The sequence below is a fragment of the Flavobacterium sp. genome, assembly GCF_044348915.1.
In the GTDB taxonomy this organism is placed as follows: Bacteria; Bacteroidota; Bacteroidia; order Flavobacteriales; family Flavobacteriaceae; genus Flavobacterium.
Genome location: NZ_JBIKRX010000060.1, coordinates 1 through 18,248, shown reverse-complemented (window position 1 = coordinate 18,248; position 18,248 = coordinate 1). Strand labels below are relative to the sequence as shown.

Below are 18,248 nucleotides of genomic sequence, written 5' to 3'. Positions count from 1 at the left end.
TAGATACAATAGAAGGTCAAATATGGGGACAATCTTCGATGTGTTAATGAAAAAGATGGTGAAATTTGAATAAATATCAATAAAATCAATAGATAACAAGGGTGCTCTAAGCGCCTATACCTATAATAAATTATACCAATTTGAAAATAGTTAAATGTAATACAAGTTACACTTTCTAACTCAAATGTTTAATTATCTTTGCAGTACAAATACGAATAATTAAAAAAAATATAAATATGGCATTAGCAATAACAGATGCTACTTTTGATGAAGTAGTTTTGAAATCAGACAAACCAGTAATGGTAGATTTTTGGGCAGCTTGGTGTGGACCTTGTAGAATGGTTGGACCAATCATTGACCAAATTAGTGAAGAATACGCTGGAAAAGTAGTGGTAGGAAAAGTAGATGTTGATGCAAATCAAGAATTCGCTGCAAAATACGGTGTAAGAAACATTCCAACAGTATTGGTATTCAAAAATGGTGAAGTTGTAGAAAAACAAGTTGGGGTAGCTCCTAAACAAACTTACGCAGATAGTTTAGACAAACATTTGTAATCAGTATTGCAATCTCACAATAATAAATAGAAAGGTTTGGTGTAAGTCAAGCCTTTTTTGTTTGCAATAAAGGTTAAAGTATGCGTTTGTTTCAGTTCAAAACTAGTACGTGCTAATTTGTATTATTTTTTAACTTGCGGCTCGAGCGATAGCGAATAGGCGAAGCAATCTGCGCTTAAATTTTTTAATCATTCAATCTTTTAATATATTTGACTCGAGCCTAGAAGGCGAACAGATGAAATATATATGAAGATCGAATCGCAAATAGAGAAAATTTCTAGTTTCCAGCATCTCGAATTGTTGGCTAACCAAATTGTGGAAGGCTTTATTTCAGGTATGCACAAAAGCCCTTTTCACGGATTTTCGGCTGAATTTGCTGAACATAAAGTCTATAATGTAGGCGAAAGCACCAAGCATATCGATTGGAAATTGTTTGCCAAAACGGATCGGTTGTATACCAAAAAATTCGAAGAAGATACCAATTTGCGTTGTCATATCATTATCGATAATTCGTCATCGATGCATTATCCAAAGTTGGAAGACAAGGAAAAATTTTTTCAAAACAAGATTGGTTTTTCTGTATTGGCTTCAGCCGTCTTGATGAATATTCTAAAAAAACAGCGGGATGCAGTTGGTTTAAGCGTTTTTTCAGATACTTATGAATATTACTCTCCCGAAAAGGGAAGTGATCGGCATCATCGAATGATTTTGAATGCACTTGAAAATCTTCTTGAAAAGCCCAAAGCACAAAAAAGCACAGACACTATCAAATACTTGCACCAAATCGCCGAGAAAATCCATCGTCGATCGATGATTATTCTTTTTACAGATATGTTTCATCCCGAAGCTGCAGGTGGAAATGAAGAGGCTTTATTTACAGCCCTGCAACACTTGAAACACGACAAGCACAAAGTGGTCTTATTTCACGTTATTGACAACAAAACAGAGTTAAATTTTGACTTTGACAACGCTCCAAGAAAGTTTATAGATGTAGAAACTGGCGAAGAGGTTAATATTTTTGCCGATAATGTGAAGGAAGAATATGAAAAAGGAGTACGATCTTATTTTAAAAAACTAGCTTTGACCTGTTCACAAAACAAAATTAAGTACGTTCCAGTAGGAGTTGACGATAGTTTTGAGAAAATATTGACCACATATTTAGTTGAAAAACAAAGTTTTGGGTAAGTAAAGAAAAAAATATCAAATGTTTTTTCAATAAACCCTTGTAGAAACAAAATTCTATAGTATATTTGCAACCGCAATAAAGCAGAGGTTTGGTAGTTCAGTTGGTTAGAATACATGCCTGTCACGCATGGGGTCGCGGGTTCGAGTCCCGTCCAGACCGCTAAAATTGGGAGAAGCGATTCAGAGATGAATCGCTTTTTTGCCCCAAAAAAGCATCTAAAATAGTTGTGTTGTTTCGCTGCGACTTTGTAACTCGTAGCACGGTTTAGTAGTTAGACCAATGAAAAGCTGTCCACTTTTGTGGGGAGCTTTTTTGATTTTACGCTGTTTGGGTTTTCAAAATAGTGTCGATTTATGCTCCCAGACAATCCAAACATATAGTCCCAGAAACATCATACAAACCACAAATTTCATAAAACTAGAAGCTAAAAACCCAATAAAAGAACCCGTGGCAGCTTTCAGAGCTCGTCCGTGGTCTTTGTAATCGTACATTAATTCTCCGATAAATGCGCCAACAAATGGGCCAATGATAAAACCAAACGGAATCGGAGCAAAAATCCCTACAATCAAACCAATATTGGTTCCCCAAATCCCATACGAACTACCGCCAAATTTTTTGGTTCCCTTGGCTGGAATAACACAATCGAGAACAGATATTAACACAGTAATCACGAGTGTAATACCAAGAATCCAGTAATTTGCTTCAATGGCTGAGGTAAAATAGAGCAAAACTAAACCCAACCAACAGATGCTTTGACCAGGTAAAACTGGCAAAAAACTGCCAAACACGCCCACAATCATACATATAAAACCAAGAATCAGAAGTGCAACATCCATAAATGAAATTTTTGTAAATTTGGAACGTTAACAATCACTTAATTATCAAACAATAATGAAAAAACATTTTTTACTATTCGCCCTTTTAGTTGCTATACAACCATTTTTTGCTCAAGAAAAAAAGCAAAAAACCGCCGACGATATTTTGAAAGACTCCATCTATGGAGCCAATAAAGCAAAGGTATTGAATTATACAATGAAAGATTTCGAAAAATTATTTTTTGAATTCAATGAAAAAAAATTTGATCCGAATGTGGTATTAACAAAAAAAGAATTTTACACTTATACTGTAAAAATCGCAACATTTTCTGATCGATTGGCAGCTTTATATCCCAAAGAAAAAGAAGTGGCAGCCGAAAGCAAAAAGAAGTGGTTATCCGAAAGTTATGAAGATTATTTGCTTTCGAAGCCATCACAAAAGAAATAATTGTATTTTTATAAAATATTAGTCCATATCAAAAACACTACATTGAGGCAATTTTATTTTTTGTTAGTATTTATATTTCTTAGTTCCTGTCAGTACTTCGACAAGCAAGTGCCTTCAGAAAAGGATTTGTTACAAAAGGAACTCAATGCTATCAATTGGAAAGAAGTCGATGAATTTCCCTCGGTTGTGTATTGCGAAAAGATTGAAAACAAAGCCCAGCGTAAAGAATGTTTTTTTGAAGTAATGACCCAACTCATTCAAGAAAAATTAGCCGTAGACACCTTGTCGGTTCTGTATCCAGAATTAGACACTATTGAGGTCAAAGTCACTATTTTGCCCAATGCTACCTTACAATTCGAGCCCCAATTCCCTAAAGATTCCGTGGCTTACGACACCATAAAAATCGATAGTATTCTAAAAGCTCGTTTGGTCGATTTTCCAAAAATTAATCCAGCCATCAAGCGCGGAATAACGGTTAAAACACAGTTTATTCTTCCCGTTATTATCAAAGTGGAGTAACTAGCATTCCTACGAAAGTAGGAATCTGGAGCTATTTCCAGCTATACGTTGCAATCTTTATGTTTTTAAAGAAAAAACATAAAGGATTTCCACTTCTATCTGGGCTAGGACTTTAGGAATTCAAAAACCTCCTCCCTTTCCATTCATATTTTCCAGTTACAGCATACAAAGCCACGCTCACACTGAAAATAGGATACAACAAACTGCTAATTAAATAGAATTTTGTACTATTTTTCAAAAAACCATTTGTTTTATGAATTAAAATGTAGTCAACAATAACCTTCGCCAACAGTACTAAAATCAATATAAAAGAGTCGCCCACCCCGAACAATAAACCATAAACTCCAAACAGAAAACCCAGGTTTCCGCTAAAAACAATAAAGCCTAGTCCAATCCCAAATTTACTCTGGTAAGAACCCGTTTTCGAAGCCCAACGCACTCTTTGATGAAAAAGAGCTTTCCAATCATCAACAGGTTTTGTGGTTACGGTAGTATTTTGGGATTTCAAATAGTGAACTTTTTCAGGTGAATGCGCCATTGCTTTTTGCAACAAAAAAACATCATCGCCGCTTGCAATGCTGTCATTTCCCTCAAAGCCATTCAGTTTTTCAAAAAAAGATTTGGTGTAAGCAAAATTGGCTCCGTTGCACATAAAACCTTTTCCAAGTCCAAAACTCCCAATCGTTGCTCCTTGTAGACTTGCCAGATCCAATTGCTGAAAATGATGCAAAAATGAATTCTTGCAGTCGTAGGTAACTGCTCCCGCAATCATTGAAACATTATGCAATTGAATGTAATTATCCAAGGTAGATAGCCAATTTTTACGAACCGTACAATCCGCATCAGTGGTGATAATCCATTCGTTTTTTGCCACTGTCATTGCCGTCGAAATTGCATCTTTCTTTGGTGAATTTGAAACGCGAATGTTATCTATTATTTGAACGCTGAATACTGAATGCTGATTACTGAACACTTCCTCCGATTCATCATCAACCAAAATCACTTCAAACATTTCAGTCGGATAATTCAATTTTGAAAAACTGGCTAATAGTTTCGGAAGATTTTCCGCTTCATTTCGAAAAGGAACAATAATCGAGAATTTTGTTTTTGGCTCCATCCTTGTAAAATCAAAGGAATTGACTTTGGTAAAACCATAAATCAAGGAAAGTATTGCCAAACAATAGAGCGTTAGAACTAGGAATAAAACAAAAATCATCCTTTTGATTTAGGTTTATTAATTCCCCCTTCGGGGGTTTGCTTCGCCAGTTCGCTTTCGCTCGTGTGGGGGCTATAATTCATTACATAGTAACTCCCGATAATGACGGGCAAAACTACATTCAAAAACCACATCAGCGTGCTTATAAATACTACAATCCACTCGTTGATTCCCAAAATTCCAAAGAAATAGACAGCCACACTTCCTTTCACAGCAAAATCCAAAAACTGAAAAGTCGGCAAGGAAGACGCCAGAAAATAGACGCTGGCAATGGTTGCCATCATTGTTAAATAAGGCAAATCGACATCAAAGGCCATAAACAAAAAATAATATTGGTGCGAAAAAACCAAGTAGCGACAAACGGCCAAGAGCATATTTTTTTGATGAATAGACTTTGGAATTTCGTTTATTTTATGAATCAGTTTTTCGATGGAGTAGCCTTTGATATTTATTTTTTTTGAAATAAACAAAATTCCAAAAAGTAAAACACAAATTCCAAAAAGGATCAAGACAGTTTTTGAGGTGATAATGTTGTAATTGGCATTGAAATACAACAAACCAAATATCCCAAAAACAATCGATAAAATCATCTGGATTCCGTTGCAAATCAAGTTTAGGAATACAATTTTTTTGGCTTTCGACTTTTCGAAAAACAAAGCTTTTCCAGCATATTCGCCCACACCATTAGGGGTGAACAAGCCCGCCGTTAGGGCGCCAAGAACTTGCTTGGTGGATTCTAGCACCGTTATTTTGTGCAGATAAGAAACCAAATTCTGCCATTTCAAAATTTCAAAAAACCGATTCAAAACACTCAACAGCAAGATAAAGCTGATGCCGCCAACCGATTGATTTTTTTGAAACAGAACAATGAATTTCTCCCAATCGAGTTTATCATTATTCGCCAATTGGGTGTAAATAAAATAAAACGCCCCACCTACAATCAAAAGTTTGATTAGAAGTATGAGGAATTGTTTAGCTTTGTGGGAAATTGAAATCATAGCCCCCTGTCCCCCGAAGGGGGAATTATTGTGTGAGTAAATTTAATTCGTAAATTAACAAATAAACTTTGTGACTTGGCGCCTTTGTGGCAAATTATTTATGGCAAACGAACGCATCATATTAGGAATCGACCCAGGAACGACCATTATGGGTTTTGGCATCATAAAAGTAGTTGGAAAGAATATGCAATTTGTTCAACTCAACGAATTGCAATTGTCCAAATATGACAATCATTATCAAAAGCTGAAAATCATATTCGAGCGCACCATTGAACTCATCGACACCCACAATCCCGACGAAATTGCGATTGAAGCCCCTTTCTTTGGAAAAAACGTTCAATCGATGTTAAAACTCGGTAGAGCGCAAGGTGTGGCAATGGCAGCGGGACTTTCGAGAGACATTCCCATTACAGAGTACGAACCCAAAAAAATAAAAATGGCCATCACCGGCAACGGAAACGCCAGCAAGGAACAAGTAGCCAAAATGCTGCAACAGCTTTTAGGTCTGAAGGAATTACCCAAAAATCTCGATTCTACAGATGGTTTGGCAGCTGCTGTTTGTCATTTTTTCAATAGCGGAAAAACAGTCGGAGAAAAAAGTTATACAGGTTGGGACGCTTTTGTTAAGAACAATGAATCACGAATAAAAAAGTGATCAGTGGTCAGTTTTTAGTGCTCAGTAACGCTTATATTAATAGTGTTCAGGGTTTAGTTTTTAGTGATCAGTAAAATAAAACAGTATGAAATTTCAAGATTTATTAGGTTATAAAAAAGGGTTTGAAGTGGCGATGGAGATTTTTGAAATAACCAAGATTTTTCCAAAAGAGGAAACATATTCGCTAACAGATCAAATAAGGAGAAGTTCGAGAAGTGTTACAATAACAATAGCGGAAGCCTACAGAAAAAGAGAATATCCCAAATATTTCCACAGTAAATTAACTGATGCCGACGCTGAAAACTCGGAGACACAAGGGTGGCTTGAATATGCTTTAGCTTGTAAGTACATAACTCTAGAAACGTTTAATAATTTGACTGAAAAGTCAAAAGAGGTTGGAAAATTAATTAATTATATGATTTTAAATCCTGAGAAATTTGGAGTAAAAAAGGAGTAAGCAGTGTTCAGTTTAGTAGTATTCAGTTATGCACTGCTCACTAAAAACTGAACACTGAAAACTTCCCCAAGACTGACCACTAAAAACTGACCACTGATCACTAAAATATGTCCGGAATCTACATCCATATCCCTTTTTGCAAACAAGCTTGTCATTATTGTGACTTTCATTTTTCAACTTCGATGAAGAAAAAAGACGAGATGGTTTTGGCTTTGGCCAAAGAAATTCGAATGCGAAATAGTGAATTCAAAGACGAGGTTGTCGAAACCATATATTTTGGTGGAGGAACACCCAGCAGATTGCAGATTGCAGATTTGAGATTGCAGATTGATTTGATTTATGAAAACTACGTTGTTACCGAAAATCCCGAAATTACACTCGAAGCCAATCCCGATGATTTGTCGGAAGAGTATTTAATCGAACTTTCAAAAATTGGAATTAATCGATTAAGCATCGGAATTCAATCTTTTTTTGAAGATGATTTAGCGATGATGAATCGCGCTCATAATGCTACGGAAGCCAAAAAATGCCTAGAATTGGCAACAAAATATTTCAATAATATTTCCCTCGATTTGATTTATGGAATTCCTGACTCGAACCAGAATGGCGAACAGGCGAATCAAATGAGCAGCGAAAAATGGAAACAAAATATTGAAACGGCTTTGTCGTTTGGTATTCCGCACATTTCGAGTTATGCCTTGACGGTCGAACCCAAAACGGCTTTGAATAAACTCATTCAAACCGGGAAAATTGCCCAACCCAAGGACGAAGTTGCCGAAGAACATTTTCAAATTTTGGTCGAAACACTAGAAGAAAATGGTTTTGTTCATTACGAGTTATCGAATTTCGGGAAAGAGAATTATTTTTCAAAAAACAATTCAGCCTATTGGCTAGGAAAAAAATATATCGGAATTGGCCCTTCGGCGCACAGTTATGATGGAGTTTCAAGAAGTTGGAATGTGTCGAATAATACGCTTTATATCAAATCGATTCAGGAAGATAAATTACCCAATGAAATTGAAATTTTATCGAAAACTGACCGTTACAACGAGTACATTATGACGGGTTTGCGAACGATTTGGGGTGTTTCTTTGGATAGAATTGCAGCCGAATTCGGAAATGAGTATTTCGAGTATTTGAATAAGCAAGCGCAGAAATTCGTTGATGATGGATTAGTTGAAATCGTCATTTCGAGTGTCCCGATGCAATCGGGATGTATCGAGAAGATTCTAAAACCTACGCCAAAAGGTAAATTTTTGACCGATGGAATTGCGAGTGATTTGTTTATGCTGAACTCAAAATAATTTAAAAATGAACCTAGAAACCTACTACGAATATTGCCTTTCTAAAAAAGGGGTAACCGAACATTTTCCGTTCGATCAAGATACTTTAGTTTTTAAAGTGGGTGGAAAAATGTTTGCTTTGTCATCTTTAAAACAATGGGAAAAAGGCGAGCCATCGGTGAATTTAAAGTGCAATCCTGATTATGCATTGGAACTGCGAGCTCAATATGGCGATGTCCAACCCGCGTTTCATATGAGCAAAACACATTGGAATAAAGTAGCTATAAATAGTGAAGTATCGGATAAATTGGTCAAAGAATGGATTGATGATTCCTATAATTTAGTTTTCAAAAGTTTAACTAAAAAAATTCAAGCCGAAGTTTGTGCAATGGATTAATTATGTTGTTCGAATCATTTTCGAAAAAAAATGTATGTAGAAGTAGAAAATTAGGCATTACTTTTGCTAAAAATTTCAGAACACAATTCAAATAGTATATTATGATTGATAATCTTAAAAAATTTCTAAACGAAGAGCAAGACCCGAAAGCCATCGAAAAAATCACTTCAAAGCTGAATGATTTATTGATGAAAAACGAAGAAATAGGATACATAGCCGTTCAAAAAAAACCTGCTATCACTGTTTTTCCACACAGTATTGTAGTGACCAATAAAAGAATTATAATTTGTCAGCCTAAGAATATGGGGCTTTCAATGAATTTTACCGATTTTACTTGGAACGAAATTGAAGGGACTTTTATGAAAGAAAATATTTTGGGTTCCGAATTTTCATTTTCGACCAAAACACAAATTCAAGTTTCTATTGATTATATTCCAAAAATTCAGGCTAGAAAGATTTCTACTTTTGCCAAAGAACAATTGGATTTATTAAAAAATCCTGTGGTTGCTGAAGAAGTGAAAATTGAAGTTCCTGTATTTATTCAGGAAGAAATCGAAGAAGTAGAAACAGAAGAAGTGGTTAGTTTTGCTGAATTAATGCCAGCGGTTTCCAGTACTGCTGAGCCAATAGTAGAAAATATTACTACACCAACCGAAAAAGCAACAAGCGAATTGTCACAAGATGAGCTTTTTGCAAAGCTGCAGAACTATAAAAAACTTCTAGATAACGGATTGATTTTACAAGGCGAATACGACGCACTTAAAAAGGAAATTTTGAGCTATATGTAATTCAAGCCTTATTATTGACTAGTAGTCCCGATAAATTCTCATTTATCGGGATTTTTTTTGAGAATTATATTAGATGTGTAACATAAGTTACATATCAGATTATTTGGTTGAAGTACATTTAACCTATTAAATCAATGGGTTTTATTCTAAAACAGATAAACACCTGTTTTTTTTAAGAATTTTAAATTTTAACCAATACCGTTAACCATGAAAAAAATTATTTTACAATTTGGATTAGTACTCTTTTCGACTTTTGCTTTTTCGCAAGCAGGTCATATCATGCAAGGCGTCGGCGCTTTCAATATGTCTATGGGTGGAGCCTCAACCGCACAGCCGCTTGACATTTCTGGAGCGTTACAATGGAATCCCGCTTCTATTTCTGCTTTTAATGACAAAATTATCAAATTAGATGTGGGGCTATTTTTTTCCTCTCCTGAGTTGAGCTCTAGCTTGCCAGCAGGGATGATGGGTCCGGGTTCTCCTGCTGTTTCAGGTACTACTGAGGATGCCAGAAATCCTTCGATAATGCCAGCTCTTGCAATGGTTTGGGGTAAAGAAGGAAGCAAACACACTTTTGGAGCATCCGCTTTCGGAATTAGTGGATTTGGAGTAACTTTCCCTGAAGAATTAAATCAGCCAATGAGTCCTAATTTCAATCCTTCATTAGATTCAAATCCTATCAATTATCCGCAAAAAGCAGGTGGTTTTGGTAGAATAGAATCAGATTATATGTTGTTGCAAATTGGTTTTACGTGGGCTTATGAAATAACCGAAAAACTTTCGGTTGGCGTCGAACCAACTTTCAATTATGGTTCTTTGCAACTAATGCCGAATCCAACCGCAAACCCGTCTGCTGCGGGATATCCATCAACAAATAAAGCGACTACTGCAGGTTTTGGAGCTCAATTTGGTTTGTATTTTGATTCCCAAAAAGGATTCAAAGCAGGAGTTTCCTATAAAACAGCTCAAAACTTAAGCGAAATGGAATTCGAAAATACGTATTTAGATAATTCTAAGGGCACTAATACATTCGATATGGATTATCCTGCAATACTATCATTTGGTTTAGGGTATTCAAAAAGTGATTTTGATATCGCATTAGATTATAGAATGGTAGATTATAAAAACACCAATGGTTTTTCCGATACAGGCTGGACTCCAACCGCTTCAGTAAAAGGATTTGGCTGGGATAATGTGTCCATTTTATCGGCAGGAGTTCAATACAAAGGAATCGATAAGTTTCCTTTGAGATTGGGTTATACTTATAGTTCAAATCCTATTGGTAGCGATGTCGCCTTCTTTAACATTCCTGCCACGGCGATTATCAAAAATGCTTTTCAGTTAGGATTTAGCTATGCAGCAACAAGTAGTATTTCATTAGACGCAGTATATCATCACGGTGCGAGCGATGGTAAAACTTCTGGTCAAATGCTTAATCCGATGATGGTTTCAGCATCAAATCCTTATGGAGCAGTTCCGGGAACAACTGTAGCTTACGAAATGACTACCGATTTAGTGATGATCGGAATTTCGTATAAGTTTGCCAAAAAAGCAGTAAAATAGTTGGGTTTTTTTAATAAAAAAAGCGGTTTCTGTTAGAGGAACCGCTTTTTATTTTCGATTAAATTACATTGTTTGCTTCTGTTTTTCTACAAAATTATGCGCTTGAAGTTCCAATAATTCGGTGGCTTTTTGACGTTGCAAATCATATAGTTTTTTGTCTTGGGCAATGTCATCATAAACTTTATCATGCATCGATGCGCTGGTTTTTACTAACAAATCGCGTTGGTATTTGTCTTGTTCCAAAGTGGCTTTTAGAGCCGTTTCTAAATCCTGTAGTTTGTAATCGTATTCACCTTTGGGAGATAATAATTTGGCAATAATTGGTGAAGTTTCGATGGCCAGAAACAGCAACATTATAAATAATGAAGTAATCAACGGCAGTTTATTCAAGGCATTAATCCGCGCCATCAAACCATCAAATCCATCAATGATTGGTTGAGTTTCTGAAACTTTTTTGTCTAAGTCTGATTGAAGCGTAATCGCTTTTTTATCGTTTAAGGCAATTTTAGCCAAATTGGTTTTTCTAATGGAATCCAGCTCGGCGGAAGCCAAATTATGTTTGGCAATTTTCTCTTTGAAAACGGGTCCTTTGCCTAATTTCATTGTGCCTTTCGTTCCTTCAGCTTCGGTGATATAGGTTTCGTATAAGGTATTGACTTCTTTTTCTTTTGCACTAATTTCAGCTTTTAACTTGTCTGTTTCGGCTTTGTTTTTATCTAAATCCGATTTGAAATAAGTGGCTACTTCTTTTTTGTTATTCAACGCCATTGCGTTTTTTTCTTTCAATAAAACAGTATTAATTTCTTTTTCAAAAATTTTAATTTCCAAGGGTTTCGAAATCACGATGGCAATAATTATCGCCAAAATAATTCGTGGACTGGCTTGCAAGAATTCACTCTTGAAACTGTCTCTTTTTCGAATAGTGGAAACAATAAATCGATCTAAATTAAAAATGAGCAATCCCCAAACAATTCCAAATCCCATAGCAATAAATGGATTGTCGAAAACCGTGAAAAGTGCATAAGAACTGGCGATGAAAGCCATAACGGCGGTAAAGAAAACGGTGGCGCCAATACCTACATACTTGGTTTGTTCGCCTTCGGAGCAACCTACAAGAAGGGTTTTGTCGGCTCCAGAACAGATGATGAAGAATTGTTTTAGCATGATGATTTTGATTTGTTGCGCCGGTTGAGTTGCGCAAGGGTGATTGATTTTGATTGATTGTAATTAGTAGCCTATTAACGAAGAAAGTTACATTTTGTTGTTGATACGAATATTTAGGAATGGCTATTTTGCTGGATACTATCAAAATAGGAACTGCTAGATTACAGAGGTTTATCGCAGATTCTTTACTAAAAACGTCTTGTATTAGTTTAGATCTATGTCATTTTGGTTGAAGGATAGTACTATCGTTTTGAACCATAAATTAAATATTTGTTAACGCCAATTTTACACATTCCTTGCGGGATCTTGCTAATTTCGCTCAAAATTTTTTAACTATAAAACAACTATGAAAAAAATATTTTTAGTATTGATGATGACAATTTCAACTTGTGTTTTGTATGCACAAGGGTCAGGAATAATTTCAGGAAAAGTTACAGAAAGTGAGGGAGGATTGTCGCTACCTGGTGCTACGCTCAAATTAAATGCTGGAAACAGATACGCCACAACAAATAACAATGGTGAATTCGAATTTTTAAATGTTCCTTATGGAACGTATGAAATTGTAATAACCTATATTGGTTATCAAAACCAAGTACAAACCGTTACAGTTGATTCTAGAAAGACAGCAATTGTTAAATTTGTTTTAGGCACCAACAATAATGAATTAGCAGAGGTGGTTATTATTGGTGATCGTTTACGTGGTCAAGCCAAAGCCATCAACAAGCAAAAAAGTAATCAAAACATTACCAATGTTATCTCTTCTGATCAAGTGGGTCGTTTTCCTGATGCTAATATTGGAGATGCGTTAAAAAGAGTGCCTGGGATTACTATGCAAAATGATCAAGGAGAAGCTCGAAATATTATTATTCGAGGTATTGCACCAGCGTTGAACTCTGTCACTTTGAATGGCGATCGTATTCCTTCTGCAGAAGGCGACAATAGAAACGTGCAAATGGATTTGATTCCTTCGGATATGATTTCGACTATTGAAGTAAACAAAACACTTACTTCCGATATGGATGCAGATGCGATTGGTGGTTCTGTGAATTTAATTACTCGTGCAACACCAAATGGACAAAGAATTTCAGCAACGCTTGCAGGAGGATACAGTCCAATTAGAGATAAAGGAAATTATACGGCTGGTTTAGTGTTTGGAGACAGATTTTTAGATAAGAAACTAGGAATGGTTTTAAGTGCTTCGTACAACAACAATAATTTTGGTTCTGATAACGTAGAAGGTGTTTGGGTCGAAGGAAAGAAAAATCAGGCTTATATGGAAGAATATGATATTAGAAAATATGACGTTCAAAGGGTTCGAAATTCATTTGCATTGGCAACGGATTATAAACTCAACCAAAACAATTCCATCTATTTTAACGCGATGTATAATTTCAGAGATGATTATGAAAATCGTTATCGAGCAAGATTCCGTGGCATTGCACCAGTTTATAATGCGAACGATGATATCACAGGTTACACAGGAGATGTCAGAAGACAGACTAAGGGAGGAATTGAAGACAATAAAAATGCCCGTCTTGAAAGACAAACTGTCCAAAATTATGCAATTGGAGGTGAACATTTGTTGAGTCCTAAATTAGACATGGATTGGGCAGTAAATTACGCGCAAGCCAGTGAAGATAGACCCGGTGAACGATACATTGAATATCAAAATAGAAAGCTAAAAATTGATGAAGATTTAACTGATACTCGATTCCCTTTACTTACTTCTGCCGGAGCAGATGATGCAGCAAAGTTCACTTTTAGAACAATGTCAGAAAACGATAATTATACAGAAGAATCTGAAGTAGGTGTGAAATTAAATTTTAGAATTCCATTTTCAGTAATTGATAACCAAAAAGGACGCATCCGTTTGGGAGGGCGTGCTAGAATCAAAGACAAAAGTAGAGCAAATACATTTTTTGAGTATGAGCCTATTACTGCTTTCGGAAATTTAAATGCAATTTCAAATAGTTTTTATGGAGGAGAAAATTGGCAAGCTGGTTCACAATATGTTCCTGGTACCTTTGCTAGCAATTCATTTTTAGGTAACTTAGATTTGAATAATACTGCATTATTTGATAAAGAAGATGTGCCAAGTGAATATTTAGCACTGAATTACAAGGCTTCCGAAGATATTTTTGCGAGTTATATTCGTTGGGATCAGGATTTTAATTCTAATTTATCAATGATTGTTGGGTTACGTGTAGAAAACACAAATATCGATTATACAGCAAATTATGTAGAAGATGAAGAAGATTTGGTTGGAGAAGTAAATAATACGAATTCCTATACTAATGTGTTACCAAGTTTAGCCTTTAAATACAATGGGCAAAAGGACTGGGTGTACAGAGCAGCATTCACGACCTCTTTGGCAAGACCAAATTATTATGACTTATCACCATTTATTAGTGTTATTCCGGATGACGATTCTGAAATAGCTGCTGGAAATCCAAATTTAAAAGCTACTTATGCTTATAATTTTGACTTAATGGTCGAAAAATATTATAAGTCAGTTGGATTATTGTCCGGGGGTGTGTTTTATAAAAACTTAAACGATTTTATCTATACTTATCGTGATAATCAATATACCAATGCTGAGTTTGCAACAGATTTTCCTGGACAACCTAATCCAGTTCCGGAAACAAACCCAGGGAATTGGGGTTTAACTCAACAAAGAAATGGAGAAAACGTGAACGTATATGGATTTGAGGTTGCACTTCAAAGACAATTAGATTTCATACCGGGAACTTTCTTTAAAAATATGGCAGTCTATCTAAACTATACTTTTACAGAATCGGAGGCAAAAGGAATTACTAATGCTGATGGTGAAGCAAGAACAAATGTGTCACTTCCGGGTACCGCTCCGCATATGTTTAATGGTTCCTTGTCTTGGGAAAACAAAAAATTCTCAGCTCGAATCTCTTTAAATTACACTGCTGACTATTTAGATGAGTTGGGAGGCGATAGTTTCGACGATAGATTCTATGACGAACAATTGTTTTTAGATGCCAATGCGTCATACAAAATCACAAAAAACTTGCGAATTTTTGCCGAAGCCAATAATCTAACCAATCAACCGTTACGCTATTACCAAGGTGTTGCATCAAGGACAATGCAAATGGAATATTACCAAGCTAGATATAATTTTGGTTTGAAATTTGATTTGTAAAATTTAAAATATAATTCATTAATTTTAAGAGTTTGACAGGGTTTTAATCCTGTCAAATTTTTTTCAATAATAAGTGTAATGAAAATTAGAAAAGCGCTAGTGTTTTTTTTGTTGGTTGTACAGGCAGCAGTATCACAAGATTATCTCAAAGAAGAAAAATCCGGTTATAAAGGAGGTTTTATTCCCGAGTTAAAGCTAGTGGACCAAAGTCTGAATTTTTTAGTAATGGGTGATTTTGGTAGAAACGGCGAATACCATCAAAAAGAAGTAGCCAGTCAAATGGCAAAAGCAGCCGCCACAATCGGTTCAGAATTTGTGATTGCTGTTGGTGATAATTTTTACCCCAAAGGAGTTCAAAGCATCCAGGATCCGCATTGGAAAGCATCGTTTGAGGATATTTATTTCAACTACCATCTGCAAACCGATTGGTATTTAGCATTGGGAAATCACGATTATAACGGAAATATTCAAGCTCAAATCGACTATTCTAAAATCAGCCGACGTTGGAATATGCCCGCAACTTATTTTAAAAAAACACTGAAATTAAATGACAGAAGTAAGGTCTTATTTGTATTTATTGATACAAGTCCCTTTATAACAAGTTACTATTCAAAAGGAGATCAAATAGAAGAAAATGTCAAAGCACAAGACACAATCGCCCAAAAAAAGTGGCTGCTTGAAACTTTGCAAACAGCGGATGCGTCCATTAAATGGAAAATAGTAGTGGGTCATCATCCGATGTATTCTGGAGGCAAACGGAAAACGAGTCAGGATACTAAAGATATTGAAACGCTTTTTGCGCCTATTTTTGAACAATATAAAGTTGATGCTTATTTTTGCGGACACGAACACGATTTACAAATTATTAAACCAAAAACTCGTTTTACGACTCAGTTTTTATCTGGCGCTGCTTGCGAAGTGCGCCCAACTGGAACTACCGAAGGAACACTTTTTGCACTATCAGAACCGGGTTTTATGACCTTTAGCTTGACGCCAAAATTGATGTTGGTACAATTAGTCAATGCCGAAGGAAAAATTGTTTACACTCAAGAATTAACAAAATAACAATGAAAAAAACATTTGTCTTACTGCTGGTTGTAGCTTTTATTATGCTTTCCTGCAATACTAAATTAGCACCAATAAAAAAAGATGCCATTGCGCCAATAGTCGTTACTCAAGCTTTACCTCACGATACCGATGACCCTGCTATTTGGATCAATCCTAACGATGCGACAAAAAGCATCATTATAGGGACGGATAAAGATACTGATGGCGGTTTGTATGCTTTTGACTTGAACGGAAAAATTATTGCAAAATCAGAGGTTTTAAAGCGACCAAATAATGTAGATATTGCTTATGGTTTAGTAATTAACGGTAAAAAAGTAGATGTTGCCGTAACTACAGAACGGGAAAGCAACAGAATAAGAATTTTTAGTTTGCCTGATTTAAAACCAATTGATAACGGAGGAATATCAGTTTTTGATGGAGAATTAGAACGTGACCCTATGGGAATTGCTTTGTACACTCGCAGTACTGACAATGCTATTTTCGCTATAGTTGGTAGAAAAAGTGGCCCTTCTGAAACGTATTTGTGGCAATACCAATTAACCGATGCAGGCAATGGAAAAGTAGGGGCGATTGTGATTCGAAAATTTGGCAAATACAGTGGCAAAAAAGAAATCGAAGCCATTGCCGTGGATAACGAATTTGGTGTTGTTTATTATTGCGATGAACAATTCGGAATAAGAAAATACAAAGCAGATCCTGCCTTGAATGACAATTCGGAAATGGCTCTTTTTGGTCAAAACCAGTTCAAATCGGACAACGAAGGAATTGCGATTTACAAAAATTCAGCGACCACAGGTCATATTTTGGTGTCTAATCAACAGGCCAATACTTTTATGGTGTATCCAAGAGAAGGTGCGAATGGCAATGCAAATGAATATCCTTTATTAGCTGAAATTCCAACATCAACAATAGAATGCGATGGTGCGGATGTAACGTCATTAAATCTCGGCGGCCCATTTCAAAAAGGAATGTTTGTAGCGATGAGTAACGGAGTGACATTCCATTTTTACAATTGGGAGGATTTACAAAAGCGCATTGATTTGGCTAAAAAGTAATGTGCATTTTTTTTTAAATTACCAAAGAGCTGTTCGTTATCGAATAGCTCTTTTGGTTAATACACTATTTTGATTTATTCAAAAAATTAAATAATAAAACCGCCCAAGCCAAAATTAATAACAATCCGCCAATGGGAGTGACAAATCCAATTACTTTAAAATCAAAGGAAGTTTGGCTGTTTGTAGCCAATAAATAAATGGAACCTGAAAAGAAAAGAACCCCAATTACAACCAAATAATAAATGGTCTTTTTTGCTTTTTCCGAAAGCGCTGTTGCCAAACCGACGAACAGTAAAAACAAGGCGTGATACATTTGGTATTTCACTCCTGTTTCGAATGTAGTTAGCTCTTCTATGGATAAAACTTTTTTTAAGGCATGGGCTCCAAATGCTCCAAAAATGATAGCTAACATTCCAAAAATTGCGCCAGTAGAAATTATTTTTTTGTCCATTTTTCTAATTTTATGTTGCAAAAGTATTGCATTCTGCAATAACTTTAATAATAAATGCACTGCTTTATATGCAAGGTTGATTAATTTTTTTTAGTTTTTAATTAAACATCATTTGTTATAAATACAACAATTATGTATGTTTGTGTTAAATATATGTAAAATGAGAACAATTTTAATCATTGGAGCAGGAAGATCGGCTTCGTCGCTTATTCAATATCTTTTAAGCAAGTCTGCAGATGAGGATTTGCATCTTATTATAGGTGATTTATCTATAGAAGCTGCCCGTAGCAAAACCAAAGATCATCCGAATGCTACCGCAATTGCATTGGATATTTTTGATGTGAGTCAGCGGCAAGACGCCATTCAAAAAGCGGATATTGTGATCTCAATGTTACCAGCGCATCTTCATATAGAGGTGGCGAAAGATTGTATTGCCTATAAAAAGCATATGGTGACTGCTTC

At 35.7% G+C, this 18,248-nt stretch carries 19 protein-coding genes and 1 tRNA gene; 15 read left to right on the top strand and 5 right to left on the bottom strand.

Annotation, left to right across the window (positions count from 1 at the left end):
- The first annotated feature begins 236 nt into the window (after positions 1-236).
- From trxA to ACIQ1E_RS10400, 3 genes are all read left to right on the top strand, one after another.
- A complete protein-coding gene (gene trxA, locus ACIQ1E_RS10410; protein WP_396171232.1) occupies positions 237-554 on the top strand; it encodes a thioredoxin in 318 nt (105 codons plus the stop codon).
- A 246-nt stretch (positions 555-800) separates the two neighbouring features.
- Entirely contained in the window at positions 801-1,739 is a 939-nt protein-coding gene (locus tag ACIQ1E_RS10405; protein WP_396171230.1) for a DUF58 domain-containing protein, read from the top strand.
- Between the two features lie 86 nt (positions 1,740-1,825).
- Positions 1,826-1,899: transfer RNA gene (locus ACIQ1E_RS10400), tRNA-Asp, on the top strand.
- Between the two features lie 176 nt (positions 1,900-2,075).
- On the opposite strand, the gene ACIQ1E_RS10395 is transcribed toward ACIQ1E_RS10400, so the two are convergent.
- The gene (locus tag ACIQ1E_RS10395; protein WP_396171228.1) at positions 2,076-2,576 is read right to left on the bottom strand and encodes a DUF456 domain-containing protein; all 501 of its coding nucleotides are present in this window, start codon (positions 2,574-2,576) and stop codon (positions 2,076-2,078) included.
- 55 nt (positions 2,577-2,631) lie between these two features.
- Between ACIQ1E_RS10395 and ACIQ1E_RS10390 the strand changes: the two genes are divergently transcribed.
- Positions 2,632-3,003, top strand: a complete 372-nt coding sequence (locus ACIQ1E_RS10390; RefSeq protein WP_396171226.1) for a hypothetical protein — start codon at positions 2,632-2,634, stop codon at positions 3,001-3,003.
- A gap of 42 nt (positions 3,004-3,045) precedes the next feature.
- The gene (locus ACIQ1E_RS10385) at positions 3,046-3,522 is read left to right on the top strand and encodes a hypothetical protein (protein ID WP_396171224.1); all 477 of its coding nucleotides are present in this window, start codon (positions 3,046-3,048) and stop codon (positions 3,520-3,522) included.
- Between the two features lie 112 nt (positions 3,523-3,634).
- Here the strand turns inward: ACIQ1E_RS10385 and ACIQ1E_RS10380 are convergent, their stop codons facing one another.
- Positions 3,635-4,738 carry a glycosyltransferase gene (locus tag ACIQ1E_RS10380; protein WP_396171223.1) on the bottom strand — a complete coding sequence of 368 codons (1,104 nt, stop codon included), beginning with the start codon at positions 4,736-4,738 and terminating at the stop codon, positions 3,635-3,637.
- Complete coding sequence (locus ACIQ1E_RS10375; protein ID WP_396171221.1) at positions 4,735-5,736, bottom strand: hypothetical protein; 1,002 nt, start codon at positions 5,734-5,736, stop codon at positions 4,735-4,737. Before ACIQ1E_RS10375 ends, ACIQ1E_RS10380 begins: the two co-directional genes overlap by 4 nt.
- A gap of 100 nt (positions 5,737-5,836) precedes the next feature.
- Between ACIQ1E_RS10375 and ruvC the strand changes: the two genes are divergently transcribed.
- From ruvC to ACIQ1E_RS10345, 6 genes are all read left to right on the top strand, one after another.
- On the top strand, positions 5,837-6,391 hold the full coding sequence (gene ruvC / locus ACIQ1E_RS10370) for a crossover junction endodeoxyribonuclease RuvC (RefSeq protein WP_396171219.1): 555 nt from the start codon (positions 5,837-5,839) through the stop codon (positions 6,389-6,391).
- Between the two features lie 85 nt (positions 6,392-6,476).
- On the top strand, positions 6,477-6,848 hold the full coding sequence (locus tag ACIQ1E_RS10365) for a four helix bundle protein (RefSeq protein WP_396171217.1): 372 nt from the start codon (positions 6,477-6,479) through the stop codon (positions 6,846-6,848).
- A 107-nt stretch (positions 6,849-6,955) separates the two neighbouring features.
- Entirely contained in the window at positions 6,956-8,152 is a 1,197-nt protein-coding gene (gene hemW, locus ACIQ1E_RS10360) for a radical SAM family heme chaperone HemW (protein WP_396171215.1), read from the top strand.
- Between the two features lie 7 nt (positions 8,153-8,159).
- Positions 8,160-8,528 carry an MmcQ/YjbR family DNA-binding protein gene (locus ACIQ1E_RS10355; RefSeq protein ID WP_396171213.1) on the top strand — a complete coding sequence of 123 codons (369 nt, stop codon included), beginning with the start codon at positions 8,160-8,162 and terminating at the stop codon, positions 8,526-8,528.
- Between the two features lie 101 nt (positions 8,529-8,629).
- Positions 8,630-9,316, top strand: coding sequence for a PH domain-containing protein (locus tag ACIQ1E_RS10350; protein ID WP_396171211.1), 687 nt, complete (start codon positions 8,630-8,632; stop codon positions 9,314-9,316).
- 207 nt (positions 9,317-9,523) lie between these two features.
- Positions 9,524-10,879, top strand: coding sequence for an OmpP1/FadL family transporter (locus tag ACIQ1E_RS10345; protein WP_396171209.1), 1,356 nt, complete (start codon positions 9,524-9,526; stop codon positions 10,877-10,879).
- A gap of 63 nt (positions 10,880-10,942) precedes the next feature.
- Here ACIQ1E_RS10345 and ACIQ1E_RS10340 read toward each other — a convergent pair whose 3' ends face one another.
- Positions 10,943-12,043, bottom strand: coding sequence for a DUF4407 domain-containing protein (locus tag ACIQ1E_RS10340; protein ID WP_396171207.1), 1,101 nt, complete (start codon positions 12,041-12,043; stop codon positions 10,943-10,945).
- A gap of 346 nt (positions 12,044-12,389) precedes the next feature.
- On the opposite strand from ACIQ1E_RS10340, the gene ACIQ1E_RS10335 reads away from it, so the two are divergent.
- From ACIQ1E_RS10335 to ACIQ1E_RS10325, 3 genes are all read left to right on the top strand, one after another.
- Positions 12,390-15,212: a TonB-dependent receptor gene (locus ACIQ1E_RS10335; RefSeq protein WP_396171206.1), complete on the top strand. Its 2,823-nt coding sequence runs from the start codon at positions 12,390-12,392 to the stop codon at positions 15,210-15,212.
- A gap of 78 nt (positions 15,213-15,290) precedes the next feature.
- On the top strand, positions 15,291-16,277 hold the full coding sequence (locus ACIQ1E_RS10330) for a purple acid phosphatase family protein (protein WP_396171204.1): 987 nt from the start codon (positions 15,291-15,293) through the stop codon (positions 16,275-16,277).
- 2 nt (positions 16,278-16,279) lie between these two features.
- Positions 16,280-17,335 carry a phytase gene (locus tag ACIQ1E_RS10325; protein ID WP_396171202.1) on the top strand — a complete coding sequence of 352 codons (1,056 nt, stop codon included), beginning with the start codon at positions 16,280-16,282 and terminating at the stop codon, positions 17,333-17,335.
- Positions 17,336-17,399: 64 nt separating this feature from the next.
- On the opposite strand, the gene ACIQ1E_RS10320 is transcribed toward ACIQ1E_RS10325, so the two are convergent.
- Positions 17,400-17,786, bottom strand: coding sequence for a DUF423 domain-containing protein (locus tag ACIQ1E_RS10320; protein WP_396171200.1), 387 nt, complete (start codon positions 17,784-17,786; stop codon positions 17,400-17,402).
- Positions 17,787-17,946: 160 nt separating this feature from the next.
- Between ACIQ1E_RS10320 and ACIQ1E_RS10315 the strand changes: the two genes are divergently transcribed.
- Positions 17,947-18,248 (top strand): saccharopine dehydrogenase NADP-binding domain-containing protein (locus ACIQ1E_RS10315; RefSeq protein ID WP_396171199.1); only part of this gene is annotated, 302 nt, incomplete at its 3' end.